The sequence below is a fragment of the Bradyrhizobium diazoefficiens genome (assembly GCF_016612535.1).
Taxonomy (GTDB): Bacteria; Pseudomonadota; Alphaproteobacteria; order Rhizobiales; family Xanthobacteraceae; genus Bradyrhizobium; species Bradyrhizobium diazoefficiens_C.
The window spans coordinates 2,885,978-2,902,805 of record NZ_JAENXS010000001.1; the positions used below are offsets into that span (position 1 = coordinate 2,885,978).

The 16,828-nt window shown below is 65.0% G+C and carries 20 protein-coding genes; 13 read left to right on the plus strand and 7 right to left on the minus strand.

Translation table 11 applies throughout. The features are described from left to right. Entirely contained in the window at positions 1 to 729 is a 729-nt protein-coding gene (gene phnF / locus JJE66_RS13625; RefSeq protein WP_200514761.1) for a phosphonate metabolism transcriptional regulator PhnF, read from the minus strand. A 170-nt stretch (positions 730 to 899) separates the two neighbouring features. Between phnF and phnG the strand changes: the two genes are divergently transcribed. Genes phnG through JJE66_RS13670 form a run of 9 tightly spaced genes read left to right on the plus strand, consistent with a single transcriptional unit; the run spans position 900 to position 7,849 of the window. Then, entirely contained in the window at positions 900 to 1,313 is a 414-nt protein-coding gene (phnG, locus tag JJE66_RS13630; RefSeq protein WP_246756372.1) for a phosphonate C-P lyase system protein PhnG, read from the plus strand. A gap of 4 nt (positions 1,314 to 1,317) precedes the next feature. After that, positions 1,318 to 1,926, plus strand: a complete 609-nt coding sequence (gene phnH / locus JJE66_RS13635; RefSeq protein WP_200514762.1) for a phosphonate C-P lyase system protein PhnH — start codon at positions 1,318 to 1,320, stop codon at positions 1,924 to 1,926. A 3-nt stretch (positions 1,927 to 1,929) separates the two neighbouring features. Further along, complete coding sequence (locus tag JJE66_RS13640) at positions 1,930 to 3,045, plus strand: carbon-phosphorus lyase complex subunit PhnI (protein WP_200514763.1); 1,116 nt, start codon at positions 1,930 to 1,932, stop codon at positions 3,043 to 3,045. Then, a complete protein-coding gene (locus tag JJE66_RS13645; protein ID WP_200514764.1) occupies positions 3,042 to 3,938 on the plus strand; it encodes an alpha-D-ribose 1-methylphosphonate 5-phosphate C-P-lyase PhnJ in 897 nt (298 codons plus the stop codon). The genes JJE66_RS13640 and JJE66_RS13645 overlap by 4 nt, the downstream gene beginning before the upstream one ends. Then, complete coding sequence (gene phnK, locus JJE66_RS13650) at positions 3,931 to 4,728, plus strand: phosphonate C-P lyase system protein PhnK (protein ID WP_200514765.1); 798 nt, start codon at positions 3,931 to 3,933, stop codon at positions 4,726 to 4,728. Before JJE66_RS13645 ends, phnK begins: the two co-directional genes overlap by 8 nt. A gap of 22 nt (positions 4,729 to 4,750) precedes the next feature. Beyond that, positions 4,751 to 5,449, plus strand: coding sequence for a phosphonate C-P lyase system protein PhnL (gene phnL, locus JJE66_RS13655; protein ID WP_200514766.1), 699 nt, complete (start codon positions 4,751 to 4,753; stop codon positions 5,447 to 5,449). Positions 5,450 to 5,465: 16 nt separating this feature from the next. Further along, positions 5,466 to 6,617 (plus strand): alpha-D-ribose 1-methylphosphonate 5-triphosphate diphosphatase, encoded by a 1,152-nt coding sequence (locus JJE66_RS13660; RefSeq protein ID WP_200514767.1) that lies wholly within the window; start codon positions 5,466 to 5,468, stop codon positions 6,615 to 6,617. Then, the gene (gene phnN, locus JJE66_RS13665) at positions 6,614 to 7,210 is read left to right on the plus strand and encodes a phosphonate metabolism protein/1,5-bisphosphokinase (PRPP-forming) PhnN (RefSeq protein ID WP_200514768.1); all 597 of its coding nucleotides are present in this window, start codon (positions 6,614 to 6,616) and stop codon (positions 7,208 to 7,210) included. Before JJE66_RS13660 ends, phnN begins: the two co-directional genes overlap by 4 nt. Positions 7,211 to 7,237: 27 nt before the next feature. After that, positions 7,238 to 7,849 (plus strand): pyridoxamine 5'-phosphate oxidase family protein, encoded by a 612-nt coding sequence (locus JJE66_RS13670; protein WP_200514769.1) that lies wholly within the window; start codon positions 7,238 to 7,240, stop codon positions 7,847 to 7,849. A gap of 133 nt (positions 7,850 to 7,982) precedes the next feature. Here JJE66_RS13670 and JJE66_RS13675 read toward each other — a convergent pair whose 3' ends face one another. The 5 genes from JJE66_RS13675 to JJE66_RS13695 form a co-directional block, all read right to left on the minus strand. Next, entirely contained in the window at positions 7,983 to 8,714 is a 732-nt protein-coding gene (locus JJE66_RS13675) for an SDR family NAD(P)-dependent oxidoreductase (protein WP_200514770.1), read from the minus strand. 80 nt (positions 8,715 to 8,794) lie between these two features. Beyond that, positions 8,795 to 9,298 carry a DUF6496 domain-containing protein gene (locus JJE66_RS13680; RefSeq protein ID WP_200514771.1) on the minus strand — a complete coding sequence of 168 codons (504 nt, stop codon included), beginning with the start codon at positions 9,296 to 9,298 and terminating at the stop codon, positions 8,795 to 8,797. 67 nt (positions 9,299 to 9,365) lie between these two features. Beyond that, positions 9,366 to 10,148, minus strand: a complete 783-nt coding sequence (locus tag JJE66_RS13685) for an alpha/beta fold hydrolase (protein WP_200514772.1) — start codon at positions 10,146 to 10,148, stop codon at positions 9,366 to 9,368. 4 nt (positions 10,149 to 10,152) lie between these two features. Beyond that, entirely contained in the window at positions 10,153 to 11,448 is a 1,296-nt protein-coding gene (locus tag JJE66_RS13690; protein ID WP_200514773.1) for an O-acetylhomoserine aminocarboxypropyltransferase, read from the minus strand. Between the two features lie 221 nt (positions 11,449 to 11,669). After that, positions 11,670 to 12,665, minus strand: coding sequence for an LLM class flavin-dependent oxidoreductase (locus JJE66_RS13695; protein ID WP_200514774.1), 996 nt, complete (start codon positions 12,663 to 12,665; stop codon positions 11,670 to 11,672). Between the two features lie 272 nt (positions 12,666 to 12,937). Here JJE66_RS13695 and JJE66_RS13700 point away from each other — a divergent pair, with 272 nt between their 5' ends. The 4 genes from JJE66_RS13700 to tcmP all read left to right on the plus strand — a co-directional run bounded on the left by JJE66_RS13700 (position 12,938) and on the right by tcmP (position 15,830). Beyond that, positions 12,938 to 13,441, plus strand: a complete 504-nt coding sequence (locus tag JJE66_RS13700; RefSeq protein ID WP_200514775.1) for a Twin-arginine translocation pathway signal — start codon at positions 12,938 to 12,940, stop codon at positions 13,439 to 13,441. A 35-nt stretch (positions 13,442 to 13,476) separates the two neighbouring features. After that, positions 13,477 to 14,073 carry a ferric reductase-like transmembrane domain-containing protein gene (locus JJE66_RS13705; protein WP_409362808.1) on the plus strand — a complete coding sequence of 199 codons (597 nt, stop codon included), beginning with the start codon at positions 13,477 to 13,479 and terminating at the stop codon, positions 14,071 to 14,073. Between the two features lie 138 nt (positions 14,074 to 14,211). Continuing rightward, positions 14,212 to 14,679: a Crp/Fnr family transcriptional regulator gene (locus JJE66_RS13710; protein ID WP_200514777.1), complete on the plus strand. Its 468-nt coding sequence runs from the start codon at positions 14,212 to 14,214 to the stop codon at positions 14,677 to 14,679. 251 nt (positions 14,680 to 14,930) lie between these two features. After that, on the plus strand, positions 14,931 to 15,830 hold the full coding sequence (gene tcmP / locus JJE66_RS13715) for a three-Cys-motif partner protein TcmP (RefSeq protein WP_200514778.1): 900 nt from the start codon (positions 14,931 to 14,933) through the stop codon (positions 15,828 to 15,830). On the opposite strand, the gene JJE66_RS13720 is transcribed toward tcmP, so the two are convergent. Beyond that, positions 15,786 to 16,529, minus strand: a complete 744-nt coding sequence (locus tag JJE66_RS13720) for a DUF5131 family protein (protein WP_200514779.1) — start codon at positions 16,527 to 16,529, stop codon at positions 15,786 to 15,788. The two genes, tcmP and JJE66_RS13720, sit on opposite strands and share 45 nt — an antisense overlap. Positions 16,530 to 16,828: the final 299 nt, after the last annotated feature.

Here is a 16,828-nt window from a genome sequence, read left to right on the forward strand (position 1 = left end):
CTACGATTCCACCAGAAACTCCACCCGCTCGGCGGCAAAGCGCGAGTGCTTGGTCAACAGCGGCTTGCGGTCGGGATCGAGGTCGGTGGCGTCGACAATCAGGATCGGCCGTCCGAGCGGCAGATCGAGCCGCGCGGCGTCGGTGGCATCGACGATGCCGCCGGTGATCCGGGTGGCGCCGCGGCGGTAGTCGCGGACACCGTAATGCTCGAGCAGCTTCGTCATCGAGCGCGTTGCGGCAAACACATCGCCCGCGCCCGGGAACAGCTCCGCCGACAGCCAGGTGGTGGAAACGCAGATCGGCGTGCGGTCGGCCAAACGTATTGCTTCGATCCGGAGCAGCGGCGCGCCGACCTTCAAGCCGAGCTCGCGCGCGAGTTCGCGGGTCGCGACATCATCGGTCGCCTCGATCAGCCGGCCGTGTGGCTCGCGACCGTCGGCGCCGACGATCTCGGAAAAGCGTGTGCGCGAGCGCAGCGGATAGGCGAGCTTCTGCGCCTCGACGTAGGTTCCGCTGCCGCGCTCTGCGCGCACAATGCCGCGCTCGGCGAGCGCCGCCAGCGCGCGCCGCACGGTATGGCGATTGACGCGATAGGTCTCGGCGATCTCCATCTCGCCCGGCAGCTTGTCGCCGGCGGCAAAGCGGCCGTCGGCGATGCCGCGTTCGATGCCGTCGGCAACGAGGCGCCACAGCGCGACGCCTGAAGAGGCGGTGTCCTGCATGCTCATGTCGCCGGCGAGCCTAGCCCAGAAATCACAGCTTTGTCACGAAACAGTCATGGTGCTCTCGTATCAAGTTGTCTATTATCATAGACAACTTGAATTCGGCAAGTTGTGTCGAAACGTTCGGTGGATCGGTGACCCCTCACAATACCCAGCAAGCCCAGCGCCAGGCCGCCATGGCCGTGCTGGCGCACGCGGAGGCGGGCGAGATCGCCGCTCGCCTCCGCGCTATCGCTTTGCCCGGCCATCAGGATTTGCGTGTGCCGGAGAACGGATTGGTAATGCTGCGCGGCCGGGTCGGCGGCGACGGCGCGCCGTTCAATCTCGGCGAGGCAACGGTGTCGCGCGCGGCGGTGCGGCTTGCGAGCGGCGAGGTCGGCTTTGGCTACACGCTCGGGCGCGATGGCGAGAAGGCGCGGCTGATCGCCTTGTGCGACGCGCTGGTGCAGTCGCGGGATTTCGGTGGACTCGTGGAGCGCGACGTTATCGCGCCGTTGCGCGAGCAGCTTATGATTCGCCGCAAGCAGGCGGCGGAAGAGACCGCTGCGACGAAGGTTGATTTCTACACCATGGTGCGCGGTGAGGGGTGAGGCCATGACCACGATTGCGGAACTGCCGCCCGGCTTCGTCGACAAGGTGTTGTCGGCGCAATCCACCTTTCGCTCGGTCATGGACGCGATGGCGCGACCGGGCTCGGTCCAGCGCATCGTGCCGATGGCGGGAACAGCAGGGGCGATGATGCGCGGTACCGCCGCAATCGCGCTGACACTGTTCGATCACGACACGCCGCTCTGGCTCGATGCGCGGATGTCGGAAAGCTCCGACGTGACGAAATGGCTGAAGTTCCACACCGGCGCGCCGGTGGTGCAGGATTCGTCGATCGCGGCCTTCGCGTTGATCAGTGATGGCGTTCTGCTTCCGCCGCTCGAGCGCTTCGCGCTCGGTACCAACGAATATCCGGATCGTTCGACCACGGTGATCATTCAGGTCGAGAGCCTGGACAGAGGACGGAGCTTTGAGCTGCGCGGCCCCGGCATCGACGGTGTCGCGACGCTCCAGGCCTCGATCAAGCCCTTCGATCTGTTCGAGCAGTTGCGTTTCAACGAGACGCTGTTTCCGCGTGGCATCGATTTGGTTCTGGTCGCCGATGACGCCGTGGTTGCGGTCCCGCGCACCACGCGAATCGTGAGTAAGGGAGGCTGACGCATGTATGTCGCAGTCAAAGGCGGCGAACGGGCCATCGAGAACGCCCATCGCCTGCTCGCCAATGCGCGCCGCGGCGACCAAAGCGTTGCGGAAATCTCCCTCGACCAGATCTCGGAGCAGCTCGGGCTCGCCGTCGATCGCGTCATGAGCGAGGGCTCGCTCTATGACCGCGAGCTCGCGGCGCTGGCGATCAAGCAGGCGCGCGGCGATCTGATCGAGGCGATCTTCCTGGTCCGCGCCTTCCGTGCCACCTTACCGCGCTTCGGCGCCAGCGAGCCGGTCGACACCGGCGCCATGCGGGTGCAGCGGCGGGTGTCGTCGACCTTCAAGGACATTCCCGGCGGCCAGATCCTCGGGCCGACCTTCGACTACACCCATCGCCTGCTCGATCCCTCGCTGGCCGAAGGGTTTGTCCCGGAACCGCCGGCTGTGGTCGAAGCCTCGACCGCGCCGACGCCGCGCGTGACCGATATTCTCGGCCGCGACGGGCTGATCGAGACCTCGCCGCAAGCCGAAGACGGCGCCAGCGTCGGCGATCTGACCCGCGAGCCACTGAATTTCCCGGCCGACCGCGATTTGCGCCTGCAAAATCTCGCCCGCGGCGATGAAGGCTTTCTGCTGGCGATGGGCTACTCCACCCAGCGCGGCTATGGCCGCAACCATCCCTTCGCCGGCGAGATCCGCTTCGGCGGGGTCGAGGTCGAATACTTGGCAGAGGACGTCGGCTTCGCCGTTCCGCTCGGCTCGATCGAGCTGACCGAGTGCCAGATGGTCAACCAGTTCAAGGGCTCAGTGACGGAAGCGCCGTGCTTCACCCGTGGTTACGGCCTTGCCTTCGGCCAGAGCGAGCGCAAGACCATGTCAATGGCGCTGGTCGATCGGGCGCTTCGCGCCCGCGAGCTCGGGGAAGAGGTGGGAGCCCCGGCGCAAGATGAAGAATTCGTCATGTCACATTCGGACAACGTCCAGGCGACCGGCTTCGTCGAGCATCTCAAGCTGCCGCACTATGTCGACTTCCAGTCCGAGCTCGGCCTTCTGCGCAAGCTGCGCAAGGAATTCGCTGAAGCCTCGAACGAGGCCAACGCCACCGACGCCATGAAGGAGGCCGCGGAATGAACGCGCCCGCCTACAACTTCGCCTATCTCGACGAACAGACCAAGCGGATGATCCGCCGCGCGATCCTGAAGGCGATCGCGATCCCCGGCTATCAGGTGCCGTTCGCCAGCCGCGAAATGCCGATGCCCTATGGTTGGGGCACCGGAGGCGTGCAGGTGACGGCCGCGATCCTGGGGCCGCAGGACGTGCTGAAGGTGATCGACCAGGGCTCCGACGACACCACCAACGCGATCTCGATCCGCAAATTCTTCGCCAAGACCGCCGGCGTGGCCACGACGACGTCGACGGACGAGGCAACGGTGATCCAGACCCGTCACCGAATTCCCGAGACGTCGCTGCACGCAAACCAGGTGCTGGTCTATCAGGTGCCGATCCCGGAGCCGCTGCGTTTTCTCGAGCCGCGCGAGACCGAGACACGGCGCATGCATGCGCTCGCCGAATACGGCCTGATGCATGTGAAGCTTTACGAGGACATCGCGCGCTTCGGCCATATTGCGACCGCCTACGCCTACCCGGTGAAGGTGAACGCGCGCTACGTGATGGACCCGTCGCCGACGCCGAAATTCGACAATCCCAAGATGGACAATTGCCCGGCGCTGCAATTGTTCGGCGCGGGCCGCGAGAAGCGCATCTATGCGATCCCGCCCTATACTCAGGTGGTGTCGCTCGATTTCGAGGATCACCCGTTCGAGCCCTACCGCTTCAACGCGCCCTGTGCACTGTGCGCCGCCGAGAATTCCTACCTCGACGAGATCGTCACCGACGACCAGGGCAGCCGCATGTTCGTCTGCTCGGACACCGATTATTGCGAGGGACGTCAGGCCGCCGGCCATCACGGCGCCTTGAGTGCTGCGCCCTACAAGGGCAAGGCACAGGGGGGTGCAAATGGCTGATCAAGATCTGCTCGAAACCGATCAGCCGCTGCTGGTCGCGGAAAGCCTCAGCAAGTCCTACGGCCGCATTGCTGCGTGCCGTGACGTCTCGTTCTCGCTCTATCCCGGCGAAGTGCTGGCGATCGTCGGCGAATCCGGCTCCGGCAAGTCGACGCTGCTGCAGCTCCTGTCGGGCCAGCTCGCCGCCAGCGGCGGGCAGGTGTCGTATCGGATGCGCGACGGCATCACCCGCGATCTCGCCGCGCTCGGTGAAGCCGAGCGGCGCTTCCTGTTCCGCACCGATTGGGGCTTTGTGCACCAGGATCCCGCGCAGGGGCTGCGCATGGCGGTCTCGGCTGGCGCCAATGTCGGTGAGCGGCTGATGGCGGTCGGGTGGAATCACTACGGCCGTATCCGCGACACTGCATCCGACTGGCTCAGCCGCGTCGAGATCGACGTCGGGCGTATCGACGATGCGCCGCGCACCTATTCCGGCGGCATGCGCCAGCGCCTCCAGATCGCCCGCAACCTCGTCACCGAGCCGCGGCTGGTGTTCATGGACGAGCCGACCGGCGGCCTCGATGTCTCCGTGCAGGCGCGTCTGCTCGACCTCCTGCGCAGCCTCGTCGCCGAGCTGAATCTCGCCGTTATCATCGTCACCCACGATCTCGCGGTCGCGCGGCTATTGTCGCATCGCGTGATGGTGATGAAGGGCGGCCGCGTCATCGAGACCGGTCTCACCGACCAGGTGCTCGACGATCCGCGCGAGCCCTATACGCAACTCCTCGTTTCCTCGATTCTGCCGCCATAAGCCTTCCAAGATGAGCCTTCCTATGACCGCCATGATCGACATCGCCGACGCCAAGAAGACCTTTACGATGCACCTGCAAGGCGGCATCGAATTGCCTGTCGTCAGCGGTGTGACGTTTCACGTCGACCCCGGCGAATGTGTCGTCCTGTCCGGCCCGTCCGGCGCCGGCAAATCGTCTATCCTGAAGATGATCTTCGGCAATTATCGCTGCGATAGCGGCCGCATCGGCATCCGCCATCGCGGCACGCTGATCGATCTCGCCACCGCCGAGCCGCGGCAGGTCCTCAACGTCCGCCGCGCCACCATCGGCTATGTCAGCCAGTTTTTGCGGGCGGTGCCGCGCGTTGCGACCATCGACGTCGTCGCCGAGCCCCTGATCGTCAACGGCCTCGCCCGCACCGATGCGCAAGCGCGCGCCGGCGAACTGCTGCATCGCCTCAACATTCCGGAACGGCTGTGGCAGCTCCCGCCCGCGACCTTCTCCGGCGGCGAGCAGCAGCGCGTCAACATCGCGCGCGGCTTCATCTCGGACCTGCCGATCCTGCTGCTGGACGAGCCGACCGCCTCGCTGGATGCCGCCAACCGCGCCGTCGTGGTCGAGCTGGTCGCCGAGAAGAAGCGCCAGGGCGTCGCCATGGTTGCGATTGTCCATGACGATGAAATCCGCCATTTGATCGCCGACCGCATCGTCGACGTCACCAGCTTTGCCGCCGCGGCCTGAGAGGGAAGACAAGGACATGAAGCCGAACGACATCGTGATCGCCAACGCCAGGATCGTGCTGGCTGACCGGGTGATCGAGCAGGGGTGGCTCGCGCTCGCCGATGGACGCGTCGCCGAGATCGGCGAGGGCAGGGCACCGGCCGGCGCAGAGGATGCCGGCGGCGACCTGATCATGCCCGGCCTGATCGAACTCCACACCGACCATCTCGAAGCGCATTACGTGCCGCGGCCAAAGGTGTTCTGGAATCCGGTGGCTGCCGTGGTCTCCTATGACGGCCAGCTCGCGACATCAGGCATCACCACCGTGTTCGATTCGCTCCGGGTCTGGCGCGAGGACGGCGCCGAGGAGGTCGATGGCCGAGCCGGTGTGCTTGCCGCCGCGATCACGACCGCGCGTGACGGTGATCTGCTGCGCGCCGATCACTTCCTGCATCTGCGCTGCGAAATCCCGATGCCGAGCGTGGTCGAAGAAGCCAAGGAGCTGATCGACCGCCCCGACGTCAAGCTGATGTCGCTGATGGACCATACCCCCGGCCAGCGCCAGTTCCGCGACGCGGTCAAGCTGCGCGACTATTATCGTGGCAAAGGCGGCGGCAAGACCGACGCCGAGCTCGATGAATTGTTCGCCAAGCGCTTCGAATATCAGAAGCTCTACGCCGCGACCAACATGCGTGAGATCGTGGCGCTGGCGCATGGGCACAATATTCCGCTCGCGAGCCACGACGATACCACCGAGGAGAACGTCGCGGACGCCGTGCGCGATCGCGTTTCGGTGGCGGAATTCCCGACCACGCTGGAGGCCGCGCGCGGCCTGCATCAGGCCGGCATCGGCATCCTGATGGGCGCGCCGAACGTGGTGCGCGGTGGTTCGCATTCGGGCAACATCGCCGCGGTCGATCTCGCCCGCGAAGGCCTGCTCGACATCCTGTCGTCGGACTACATCCCATCCAGCCTTCTGATGGCCGCGCTGCAATTGCCGGAGCACGTGCCCGCAATCAGCCTGCCGGCGGCGGTCCGCACCGTGACCAAGGCGCCCGCCGAGGCGGTCGGCCTGTCCGACCGCGGCGAGATCGCAATCGGCAAGCGCGCCGACCTCATCCGCGTGCACGTCGCGGGCAGCGTTCCCGTGGTCCGCAGCGTCTGGCGCGAAGGGGGCCGTGTCGCATGAGCGAGACCTCGACCATGGCCGAGGGCGAGGCGGGTGCGATCGGCCCGGGCCGGCTCGTGCTCGTGGTCGGTCCCAGCGGCGCTGGCAAGGACACCTTGCTGCGGCTGGCGCAGGCGGCCTGCACCGACGATCACGACATCGTCTTTCCGCGCCGTGTCGTGACGCGTGAGTCGTCGACGGACGAAGACAATATCGCGATGAGCACGGATGAATTCCGTCGCTCGCGCGAGCACGGCGATTTCGCCGTGTCCTGGGAGGCGCATGGGCATTCCTACGCCCTCCCGCTCGAAATCAACGACGACATCCGGGCCGGGCGAGCGGTCGTCGTCAACGTTTCACGCACCGTGATTGGCGCGCTGCGCGCAGCTTACGCCGATGTCGTGGTGGTCGCGATCACCGCGCCGCCGGACGTGCTGGCGCAGCGGCTTGCCGCCCGCGCCCGGCACAGTGACGGCAATGTCGCCGACCGGCTTGCGCGCAGCGTCGATGATGCGTCGGCCAATGCCGACGTCACCATCCTCAACGCCGGCAGCGCGGACTATCACGGCCGCCAGCTCCTGCGCGTGATCAGGAATGAAGGCTGGCACGAGTAACGGCCGGCGCAACCAGGAGAGTGTGGAATGACGGTGATCAATACGGTCGAAGAGCTGGAAGCCATCTACGGCGCCACCAACGATGCCTCGACCGTAAAAGTTGCCGACCATGTCACCCCGCTCTACCGCATCTTCATCGAGAAGGCGCCGTTCGCCGCACTCGCGACCATAGGACCCGAGGGCATCGACTGCTCGCCGCGCGGCGATCTTCCCGGCTTCGTCCGCATCCATGATGCGAACACGCTGATGCTGCCGGATCGCCGCGGCAACAACCGGGTCGATTCCCTGCGCAACATCGTGCGGGACCCGCGCGTGTCGCTGATGTTCCTGATCCCGGGCTCCGGCAACGCCGTCCGCGCCAACGGCCGCGCGCATCTCTCGATCGATCCCGAGCTGCTGGCCTCGTTCAAGGTCGAAGGCAAGCCGCCGCGCAGCGTCATGGTGATGAATGTGGACGAGATCTACTTCCAGTGCGCCCGCGCCATCGTCCGCTCCGACCTCTGGAATCCCGACAAGCGGATCGACCCGAAGACACTGCCGACGCCGGGCCAGATCCTTGCGGAGATGAGTGAGAACAAGGTCGGCGGCGAAGAATATGATCGGGCCTGGCCGGCGCGTGCGGCCGCGACGATGTGGTGAGGGCGCTTGGAGCGCCGCGCCTCTGCATTCACAGGTGGGGTGGTCATGCCCGGGCTTGTCCCGGCATCCACGTTCTTCGCGCCACCCTTAAGGCGTGGATGGCCGGGACAAGCCCGGCCATGACGGTGAGTGCTCAATTAAACGCCATCCCGCCGCTCAGCGCGACGGTCTGCCCGGTCATGTAGGCATTGTCGACCAGCAGCATCACGGCCTTCGCCACCTCATCCGCCGTGCCGAAGCGGCCGAGCGGAATGCGGCTGACGAGCTGCGGCTGGCCGCTCATCATGTCGGTCTCGATCAGCGATGGCGCCACCGCGTTGACGGTGATGCCCTCCTTCACCAGCCGCGCCGCATAGCCGCGCGTGAGCCCCTCCATGCCGGCCTTTGACGCGTTGTAGTGCGGGCCGATCGAGCCGGCGCCGCGGGCAGCGCCGGAGGAGATGTTGACGATGCGGCCCCATTTTTGCGCGCGCATGGCCGGCAGCACCGCCTGCGTACACAGGAAGGCGGATTTGAGATTGACCAGCATGGTGCGGTCGAAATCGTCCTCCGTGAGATCGTCGATGCCGCGGGTGATGGCGATGCCGGCATTGTTGACGAGGATGTCGATCGGTCCGAGCTCCGCCGTCACACGTTCGACCATTGCGGCGATGGCCTCGCGCTGCGACACATCTGCGGCAACGGCCATGGCGCGTCCGCCGCGCTTACCGATGTCTTCCGCCAGCTGCTCGGCCTGCGCGATCTGCTCGCGGCAGTTGATCGCGACGGCCGCGCCGGCATTGGCGAGCGCACGACAGACGGCTGCACCGATCCCGCGCGAACCGCCGGTAACGAGCGCCGTGCGCCCCTCGTATCTGTCTGACATGGCAGGTTCCGTTCCACCCCGATGACCGGATCGTCCGGCAGCAACCGGCGGCATTCAACTCACAAGGTCGCTACACGATTTCAGCTCCGCCGGCGCGCCCTGGTGCGGGCCGCCTTCTTTGCGGCGGCGGAGCGGACCTTGGCGCCCTTGGTATGGCTTGCCTTCCGCGCGGCGGCCGAACGCGACGCAGCGGTTCGCCCGCTCGCGGCGCGCTTGCCCTGCTTCGACAGCGCGCTGCGCGATGCCGTCGAGCGCGGCTCCTTCTTCAAGACGCCTTCGACCGCGCGCGACACGCGCGGCCGCCGCTTCGGGGTGCGTTTGCCTTGACCGACTTCATAGGCATATTTGGCGCTACGGCGTGTCGACTTCTTGGTGCGCCCCTTGCGGGGCGGCGGCAGATCGACGCCGGCGCGGCGCGCCTCGGACAAGCCGATGGCGATAGCCTGCTTCGTCGAGCGCGCGCCATGCTTGCCCTTCCTGATCTTGTCGATCTCGTCTTTGACGAATTCGCCGGCCTGCGTGCTCGACGATTTTCCCGCGCGCTTGTCCTGCTTGGCTTTGCGAATGATGTTTTGTCTTGGCATGAGTCAGTTCCCTCCAGGATTCACAGGGATGTCTGACCGCAACGCACAGGACGGATGATTGATCCACTCAGCCCTTCAGCGCCGCCAGCAATTCATCCGGACGCTCGGTCATGATCATGTGGCCGGCGCCTGGCACCACGATGGTCTTGGCATGCGGGATCGCCGCGGCGAGCGCCTTACCGGCCTTCACGGGTGTCATCATGTCCCGCTCGCCCAGGATGAGGGTCGCAGGCACCTTGACGGTCGCGGCCGCCGCCAGCGCATTCGTGTAGGAATTGCAGGCGGACAAATCCTTGAACAGCACGCCTGGCTCGCAGTGCTTTAGCACCGCCTGCGCGCCACCGTGCATCCACAGTCCCGGTGCGAGGCTGCCGCCGAGTTCGGCGTTGAAGCCGAGGCCCCAGATCGAGACCATGTCGTTTGCATCCTGCGAGTTGGCCTCGGCGGCCTTGAGCAGATCCGGGCCGACCGTCATGGTCACGGCCGTGCCGATCAGGCTCAGCGCCGACACCTTGTCGGGATGCCGCGCGGCCGTCTCCAGCGAGATCAGCGATCCCATGGAGTGGCCGATCAGATGCGCCTTTGTCGCGCCGGCGGCGGTGATCAGCACGGCCGTCCAGTCGGCCATCTCTGCGATATCAGACAGTGACGGTCCAGCCGAGCGGCCGTGGCCGGGCAGGTCGGGCGCCAGCACGCCAAAACCGTGATGGGCGAACCAGCGCGTATGCAGCGCCCAGGTCGAATGGTCGAAGCCGGCGCCGTGGATGAAGGCGACGGTGGGCAGCGCCTTGTCGAAGTCGCGGCCGCCGGTTGCGACAAAAACCTCGGCGCCGTTGACGGAGAGCTTCATCGTGTCAAACCTTCTGCGAGATGCGCAGTGCCTGCGCCAGATCGTCGATGATGTCGGAGGCCGTCTCGATGCCGACCGACAGCCGCACCAGCTCCTCGCCGATGCCGGCAGCCCTGAGCTGCTCGGCATCCATCTGCTGATGCGTGGTCGAGGCAGGGTGGATCACGAGCGTCTTGGCGTCGCCGACATTGGCGAGATGGCTGACCATGCGCAGGGACTCGATGAACTTGCGGCCCGCGGGCCGGCCGCCCTTGATGCCGAAGGAGACGATCGAGCCGGCGCCACGCGGCAGCAACGTCTTTGCGAGCTGATAGTCGGGATGGTTTTCCAGTGAAGGATGCAGCACCCAGTCGACGGCCTTGTTGGCTTTCAGTGCCTCCAGCACCAGATGCGTGTTCTGCATGTGGCGGTCCATGCGCACGCCGAGCGTCTCGACGCCCTGCAACAGCTGGAACGCGTTGGTCGGCGACAGGCAGGCGCCGAAATCGCGCAGGCCCTCGGTGCGGGCGCGCATGATGAAGGCGGCCGTGCCGAACTGCTCGTCGAAGACGATGCCGTGATAGCCGCCATAGGGTTCGGTCAGCACGCCGAACTTAGCCGATGCGCGCCAGTCGAACCGGCCGCCGTCGACGATGGCGCCGCCGATCGCGATGCCGTGGCCGCCGATCCATTTGGTCGCCGAATGCATCACGATGTCGGCGCCGAGCTCGATCGGACGGCTGAGATAGGGCGTCGCAAACGTGTTGTCGATCAGCAGCGGAATTTTTGCGTCATGCGCGATCGCCGCGACCTTTGGAATGTCCAGCACCTCGAGTCCGGGATTGCCGATGGTCTCGCCGATCACCAGTTTCGTGTTCGGCTTGATCGCCGCGCGGAACGCGTCGAGATCGCGCGGCTTGACGAATGTGGTGGTGATGCCGAAGCGCGGCAACGTGTGCGCCAGCAGATTGATGGTGCCGCCATAGAGCGAGCTCGACGCCACGATATGGTCGCCGGCGTTCAACAGCGTCGCGATGGCGAGATGCAGCGCGGCCATGCCGCTCGCGGTGCAGATCGCGCCGACGCCGCCTTCCAGCGCCGCGAGCCGCTCTTCCAGCACGCCGGTGGTCGGATTGGAGATGCGCGTGTAGATGTGGCCGGCGCGCTCCAGATTGAACAGCGCGGCGGCGTGATCGGAGTCCTGGAACACGTAGGACGTGGTCTGGTAGATCGGCACCGCGCGGGCCCCGGTCGCGGGATCCGGGTGCTGGCCCGCATGCAGGCTCAGGGTCTCGAAGGCAGGCGGTTTTGGCGCGGGCATGCGTGGCCTCGTTGATCGGTCGGCGGAGGCCGCCCTTGTGCCACAAAACGGTGCGGCACGTCAGCCCATTGACAGCGTCGCGTGACGGCTCGCAGCGATGACGTGTGATGCGAGCTGTGGCGTCGAACGCGGTGCGCTCCCTCCCCCGCAAGCGAGGGAGGGAGCGCACCTCCGTCGTCGCGACAAAACCTGATCTTATCGCACTCCCGGGCGCGCCGCTCTCACGCCGCCAGTCTGTCGCGCACCCCGGCTGCGATCTCGAACGAGCGCAACCGCGCGGCGTGGTCGTAGATCTGCCCCGTCGTGATCAGTTCGTCCGCAGCGGTGTCGGCGATGATCGCCCTCAGCTTCTGCGCGACGACCTCAGGCGTGCCGACCGCGGAGAACGACAGCGACTGGCCGACGCCGGCCTTCTCGGCCGGCGACCACAGCGCGTCCATGTCGTCGACCGGCGGCGGCAGGGGGCCGGGCGTGCCGCGGCGCAGATTGATGAATTGCTGCTGCAGCGAGGTGAGCATGCGCTGCGCCTCGACATCGCTGTCGGCGGCGAACACGTTGACCGCGACCATCGCATAGGGCTTGTCGAGCTGCGCCGACGGCTCGAACCGCGCGCGATATTCGCGCAGCGCCGGCATCAGCATCTGCGGCGCGAAATGCGAGGCGAAGGCGAAGGGCAGCCCGAGCATCGCCGCGAGCTGCGCGCCGAACATGCTGGAGCCGAGGATCCACAGCGGCACCTTGGTCCCCATGCCGGGCACGGCGCGGATCGCCTGGTTCGGCTGCACATCGCCGAGCAGCGCCTGCAATTCCAGCACGTCATGCGGAAAATTCTCGGCAGCGGTGGCGAGATCGCGGCGCATCGCCCGCGCGGTGAGCTGGTCGGTGCCCGGCGCGCGCCCAAGTCCGAGATCGATCCGTCCGGGATAAAGCGATTCCAGCGTGCCGAACTGCTCGGCGATGACCAGCGGCGAATGGTTCGGCAGCATCACGCCGCCGGAGCCGACGCGGATCGTTTTCGTCCCGCCGGCGATATGCCCGATCACCACGGATGTGGCCGCGCTGGCAATCCCCGCCATGTTGTGATGCTCGGCCAGCCAGAACCGCTTGAAGCCCCACTTCTCCGCATGCTGGGCGAGATCGAGCGAATTGCGGAATGCCTGCGCGGCGTCGCTGCCCTGGCGGATGGGAGCGAGATCAAGCACGGAGAAGGGGATCATGGGAAGGTCCGGTGAGGGGGATCTGCGCGTCTGAGAGGATCACATGTAATGTCACCGCGTAGGATGGGTAGAGCACTCGCGAAACCCATCATGTTTCGTCGTCGAAGGTCGCGACGGGTTTCGCTTGCGCTCTACCCATCCTACGACGCGTCCGCACCCGGGTTCACAACCCTGTTATGCGACCTGGTGCAGCCGTGCTCCGAACTGGGCGTTTCGCACGTGTTGTTGTACCTTCCGCAGAACCGTCGCGCCATCTGCCCGGAGGAACCGACATGACCATCGTCGTACTCAACCGCCGCAACCTGCTCGCCGCCGGCGGCTCCGTCATTGCAACCGGAATTTTGGCGGCCGGAGCTTCTGGCCTGCTGCTGCCCGCCCGTGCGGAAGGCCTCGCGCCGACTGAATCAATGACGGGCGGGGCGAACAACTACCGCAAGGGCGCGCCGATCGTGGAGCGGATCGGAAAGGGCGGCTTCTGGATGAGCGGCACCGTGCGTCGCGCCGGCGACGGGGCACCGCTTGCCGGGCAGCGCATCCAGATCTGGGCGCACACGGTCGAAGGCCAGGAGCCCGAGCCGCAGAGCCATGGCGCCACGCTCACCGACAAGGACGGGGCGTTCCGGCTCGAGATGCCGCAGATCATTCCCATCTTCGGCCAGCCGCATGGTCACCTCGCTTATGACAGCGGCGAATTCAAAACCGTCTTTCTGCGGCCGGTGATGCGGAGCGCGAAGGAGACCAGCCTCGAGGCGCACTTCGTGCTTCAGCCGGCCTGACCGCGTTGCAAGTGCAGGAGTGGAGATCGGCCCGGGTGACCCTGATCTGGGCCGCCCTTGCTGTGGCCATTGCCGTGCCGATCGCGCTCGCAGCAGAGAGCGAGCAGATCGCATGGCGCGGTCCGATCTACATCCTCGCCGGATTCGCAGGCATCGTTGCCCTCGGCCTCGTGCTGGTTCAGCCGCTGCTGATTGGTGGATATTTGCCGGGACTGTCGGCTTACCGTACACGGCGCGCCCATCACTGGATCGGCGGCGCGCTGGCTCTGGCGGTGGTGATCCATGTCGCCGGCCTCTGGATCACCAGCCCGCCCGACATGGTCGACGCCCTGACCTTCTCATCGCCGACGCCGTTCTCCCCCTTTGGCGTGATCGCGATGTGGGCCATCTTCGCGGTCGCGCTTCTGGCTGCACTGCGCCGGCGGTTGGGACTGCGACTGCGAACCTGGCGCATCGCCCATATTCCACTCGCGATCGTCATCGTCGCCTGCAGCGTGGCCCATTGCCTGCTGATCGAGGGGACGATGGAGACGATCTCGAAGGCGGTGCTTTGCGCAGCTGTGCTTGCGGCAACCATCAAGGTCATGGCCGACCTCTGGCGAAAGCGAACGCTGCGCGGCGAGAGGGCGTAGGAGGTTCGTAGCCCGGATGGAGCGAAGCGCAATCCGGGACAATTGCGTCCGTTGCTGATGGTCCCGGATTAGGCTTGCGCTCCATCCGGGCTACGCCACTGATTTGCCGCTGATGGCGACGGGAGATATCTTCGCGCGATGACTGCGAGTTCCCCCGATCTGAAAGCGTTCCTGCTCGCGACGCCGTTCTTCGGCGGTCTCCCCGATGCGAGCCTTGATCTCCTGATATCGATGCTGGTCGAGTGCCGCTTCGATGCCGGCGCGGCCGTCGTGGCGGAAGGCGAACCGGGACGCTCGTTGTTCATCGTCAAATCCGGCCAGCTGGCGGTGAGCAAACGGGCGGACTCGGGAAGCGTCGTCCCGATTTCCGTTCTGAAGCCCGGCGATTTCTTTGGTGAAATGACGCTGATCGAAATGCAGAACCGATCCGCCACGGTGATCGCGGAGAATCCGACGGTGCTGTACGAGCTGACGGCCCAAAAGCTCTACGCCTGCTACAAGGCCGACATCCATGCCTATGTGATCGTCCTGCAGAACATCAATCGCGAATTATGCCGGCGGCTGCGCCGATCGGATGAGCGATTCACGGGGCATCAGGTTTCGTGACGGCAAGCGATGGAGCGTAGGATGGGTGGAGTGCTTGCGAGACCCATCATGCTTGGCCACCGAACAAGGTCTCGGTGGGTTTCGCTTCACTCTACCCATCTGAGTTCAGCCATGACAAGCTGCCCGATCAATCGAGCGCCGCTAGGCGGTCCAGAGCTATCGGTTGATCCACTAAGCCGTCGCGCGTCCCCGGCCTTGCATTCGCCTGCTGGTTGCAAGAACATGCTCGCTTTCATACCCAGGGGGCGTCGATGCCGGTCGATCACGAGTTTGGGGGACAACACACCGAACTGAAATTGTCGATCGTTGAAGGCTATCTCAATGCCTACACGCTCGCGCTGCGCACCTACTTCAAACATCTTTGGTACATCGATGCCTTCGCGGGGACAGGTAGCCGCACGGTCCGCACTGAGCGACGCGGAGCAACATTAGTCGAGACGCCGGTGCCGGAAGTCATCGAAAAGCGCCGCGGCTCGGCGCAAATTGCACTGGACGTCAACCCGGCCTTTGACTTCATCGTGTTCATTGAAAAGAACAGGAACTACGCTGCCGCACTGCATGATCTCGCCGCCAAGTACCTTCAGCGCAGAATCTTTGTGGCAGAGGAGGATGCGAATTCGGCCTTGAAGTCGCTGGTAGCGAACAACTCATGGCTGGACAAGCGCGCCGTGGTTTTCCTCGATCCTTACGGCATGGAAGTGGAGTGGACCACTCTACAGGCGCTAGCTGGCACGGAGGCAATAGACGTCTGGTTCTTATTCCCTTTGGCAGGCCTGTTTCGGCAGGCGACCCGTAAGCTCACGGATATCGACGATCACAAACGCACAGCCCTTACCAGGATGTTTGGCTCAGATTCTTGGGAAACCGAGCTTTATCCCAGCGGCGCGCCTGACATGTTCGGCGATCTTCCGGAGCGGCGGCGCGAACTTGATCCAAGAGGATTGGAACGATACGTGCAACGGAGGTTGAGCGAGATTTTCGCCGCTGTGCTCGATCCTCTCGCCCTTCCTATCGACCGCGGTCCGCAGATGTTCTCGCTGTTCTTGTGCATTTCAAACAAATCGCCAGAAGCCATTGGCCTCGCACGCCGCATTGGCAATTACCTGTTAGACCCGAAGCGGCATCTCATCATACGTCCGCCCACGCAATAGACGACCGGTCGCCTTCTTGTTCTTCCCGCCCCACTGCTTGAAAAAAAAGTAAGTGTCGTACCGACGACACGTTCGCTCGATCTCATCAACCCACGCCGGATTCATCGGCCTGGCACGCGGCCCACTTTCGCCGCCGACAATCGCCCAATGAATCCCGGAAAGATCTGCCGCAGCGACCGAGCCCAAAAGCGGCTCAAACGAAATGAACCTGATCGCGGATCGAACCCGGCGCAGTTCGTCGATCCGATCGAGATAGTTTGCGCTCTCAACGCTCGTGCCCAGCCACACGTTCGGCAAGAGCGCCAACGACGATGTGATCGCAGCCATCCGATCAGGCCGCTTCGTCAGGATCTGATACGTGTGTTGAGGTGTCGCTTCCATCGTCGACCACACCTCGGCGACGAACTCGGCGGGCACATTCACATGGAACAGGTCGGACATCGAGTTGACGAAAATCTGCCGCGGCTTCTTCCACCTCACAGGAACTGCCAAAGCCTCTCGGTCAAGAACGATCTTACCGGTCCAGACCGCACGTCCACCGCTCGTGCGAGTAAGCGCGCGGTACTTCTTCGCACCCATCGCGTCAAGTCGCGCCGCCATCCGCATTGCGTAACAATTCGTGCATCCCGGCGAAAGCACGGTGCAGCCAGCGACAGGGTTCCAGGTAGCGTCTGTCCACTCAATCGACGTCTCAGCCATCAGAGTTCTCCCGCGCATTCAACCGCGAGTATCGCGACACACGGTTAAATAGCCGTTTCTCGAATCCATGGCGAGCGTTAAGGCGCTTGCGCGTTGCGCGGCAGCTGGGGACCTGTCTTGCACTCAAACCCCCCTGCAACAACGACAGCGACCGAAGCCGCTTCGCCGACCCGACCCGTCGGGCAAAACACCCACCTCCCGCCAAACCCCGTCAACCCTCCCCCGCAAAAATATTCCACTTTACCGAAATTCGGAATGGCGGTATCTATCCGCCATCCCGGCCCGATGGAGAGGGGCGA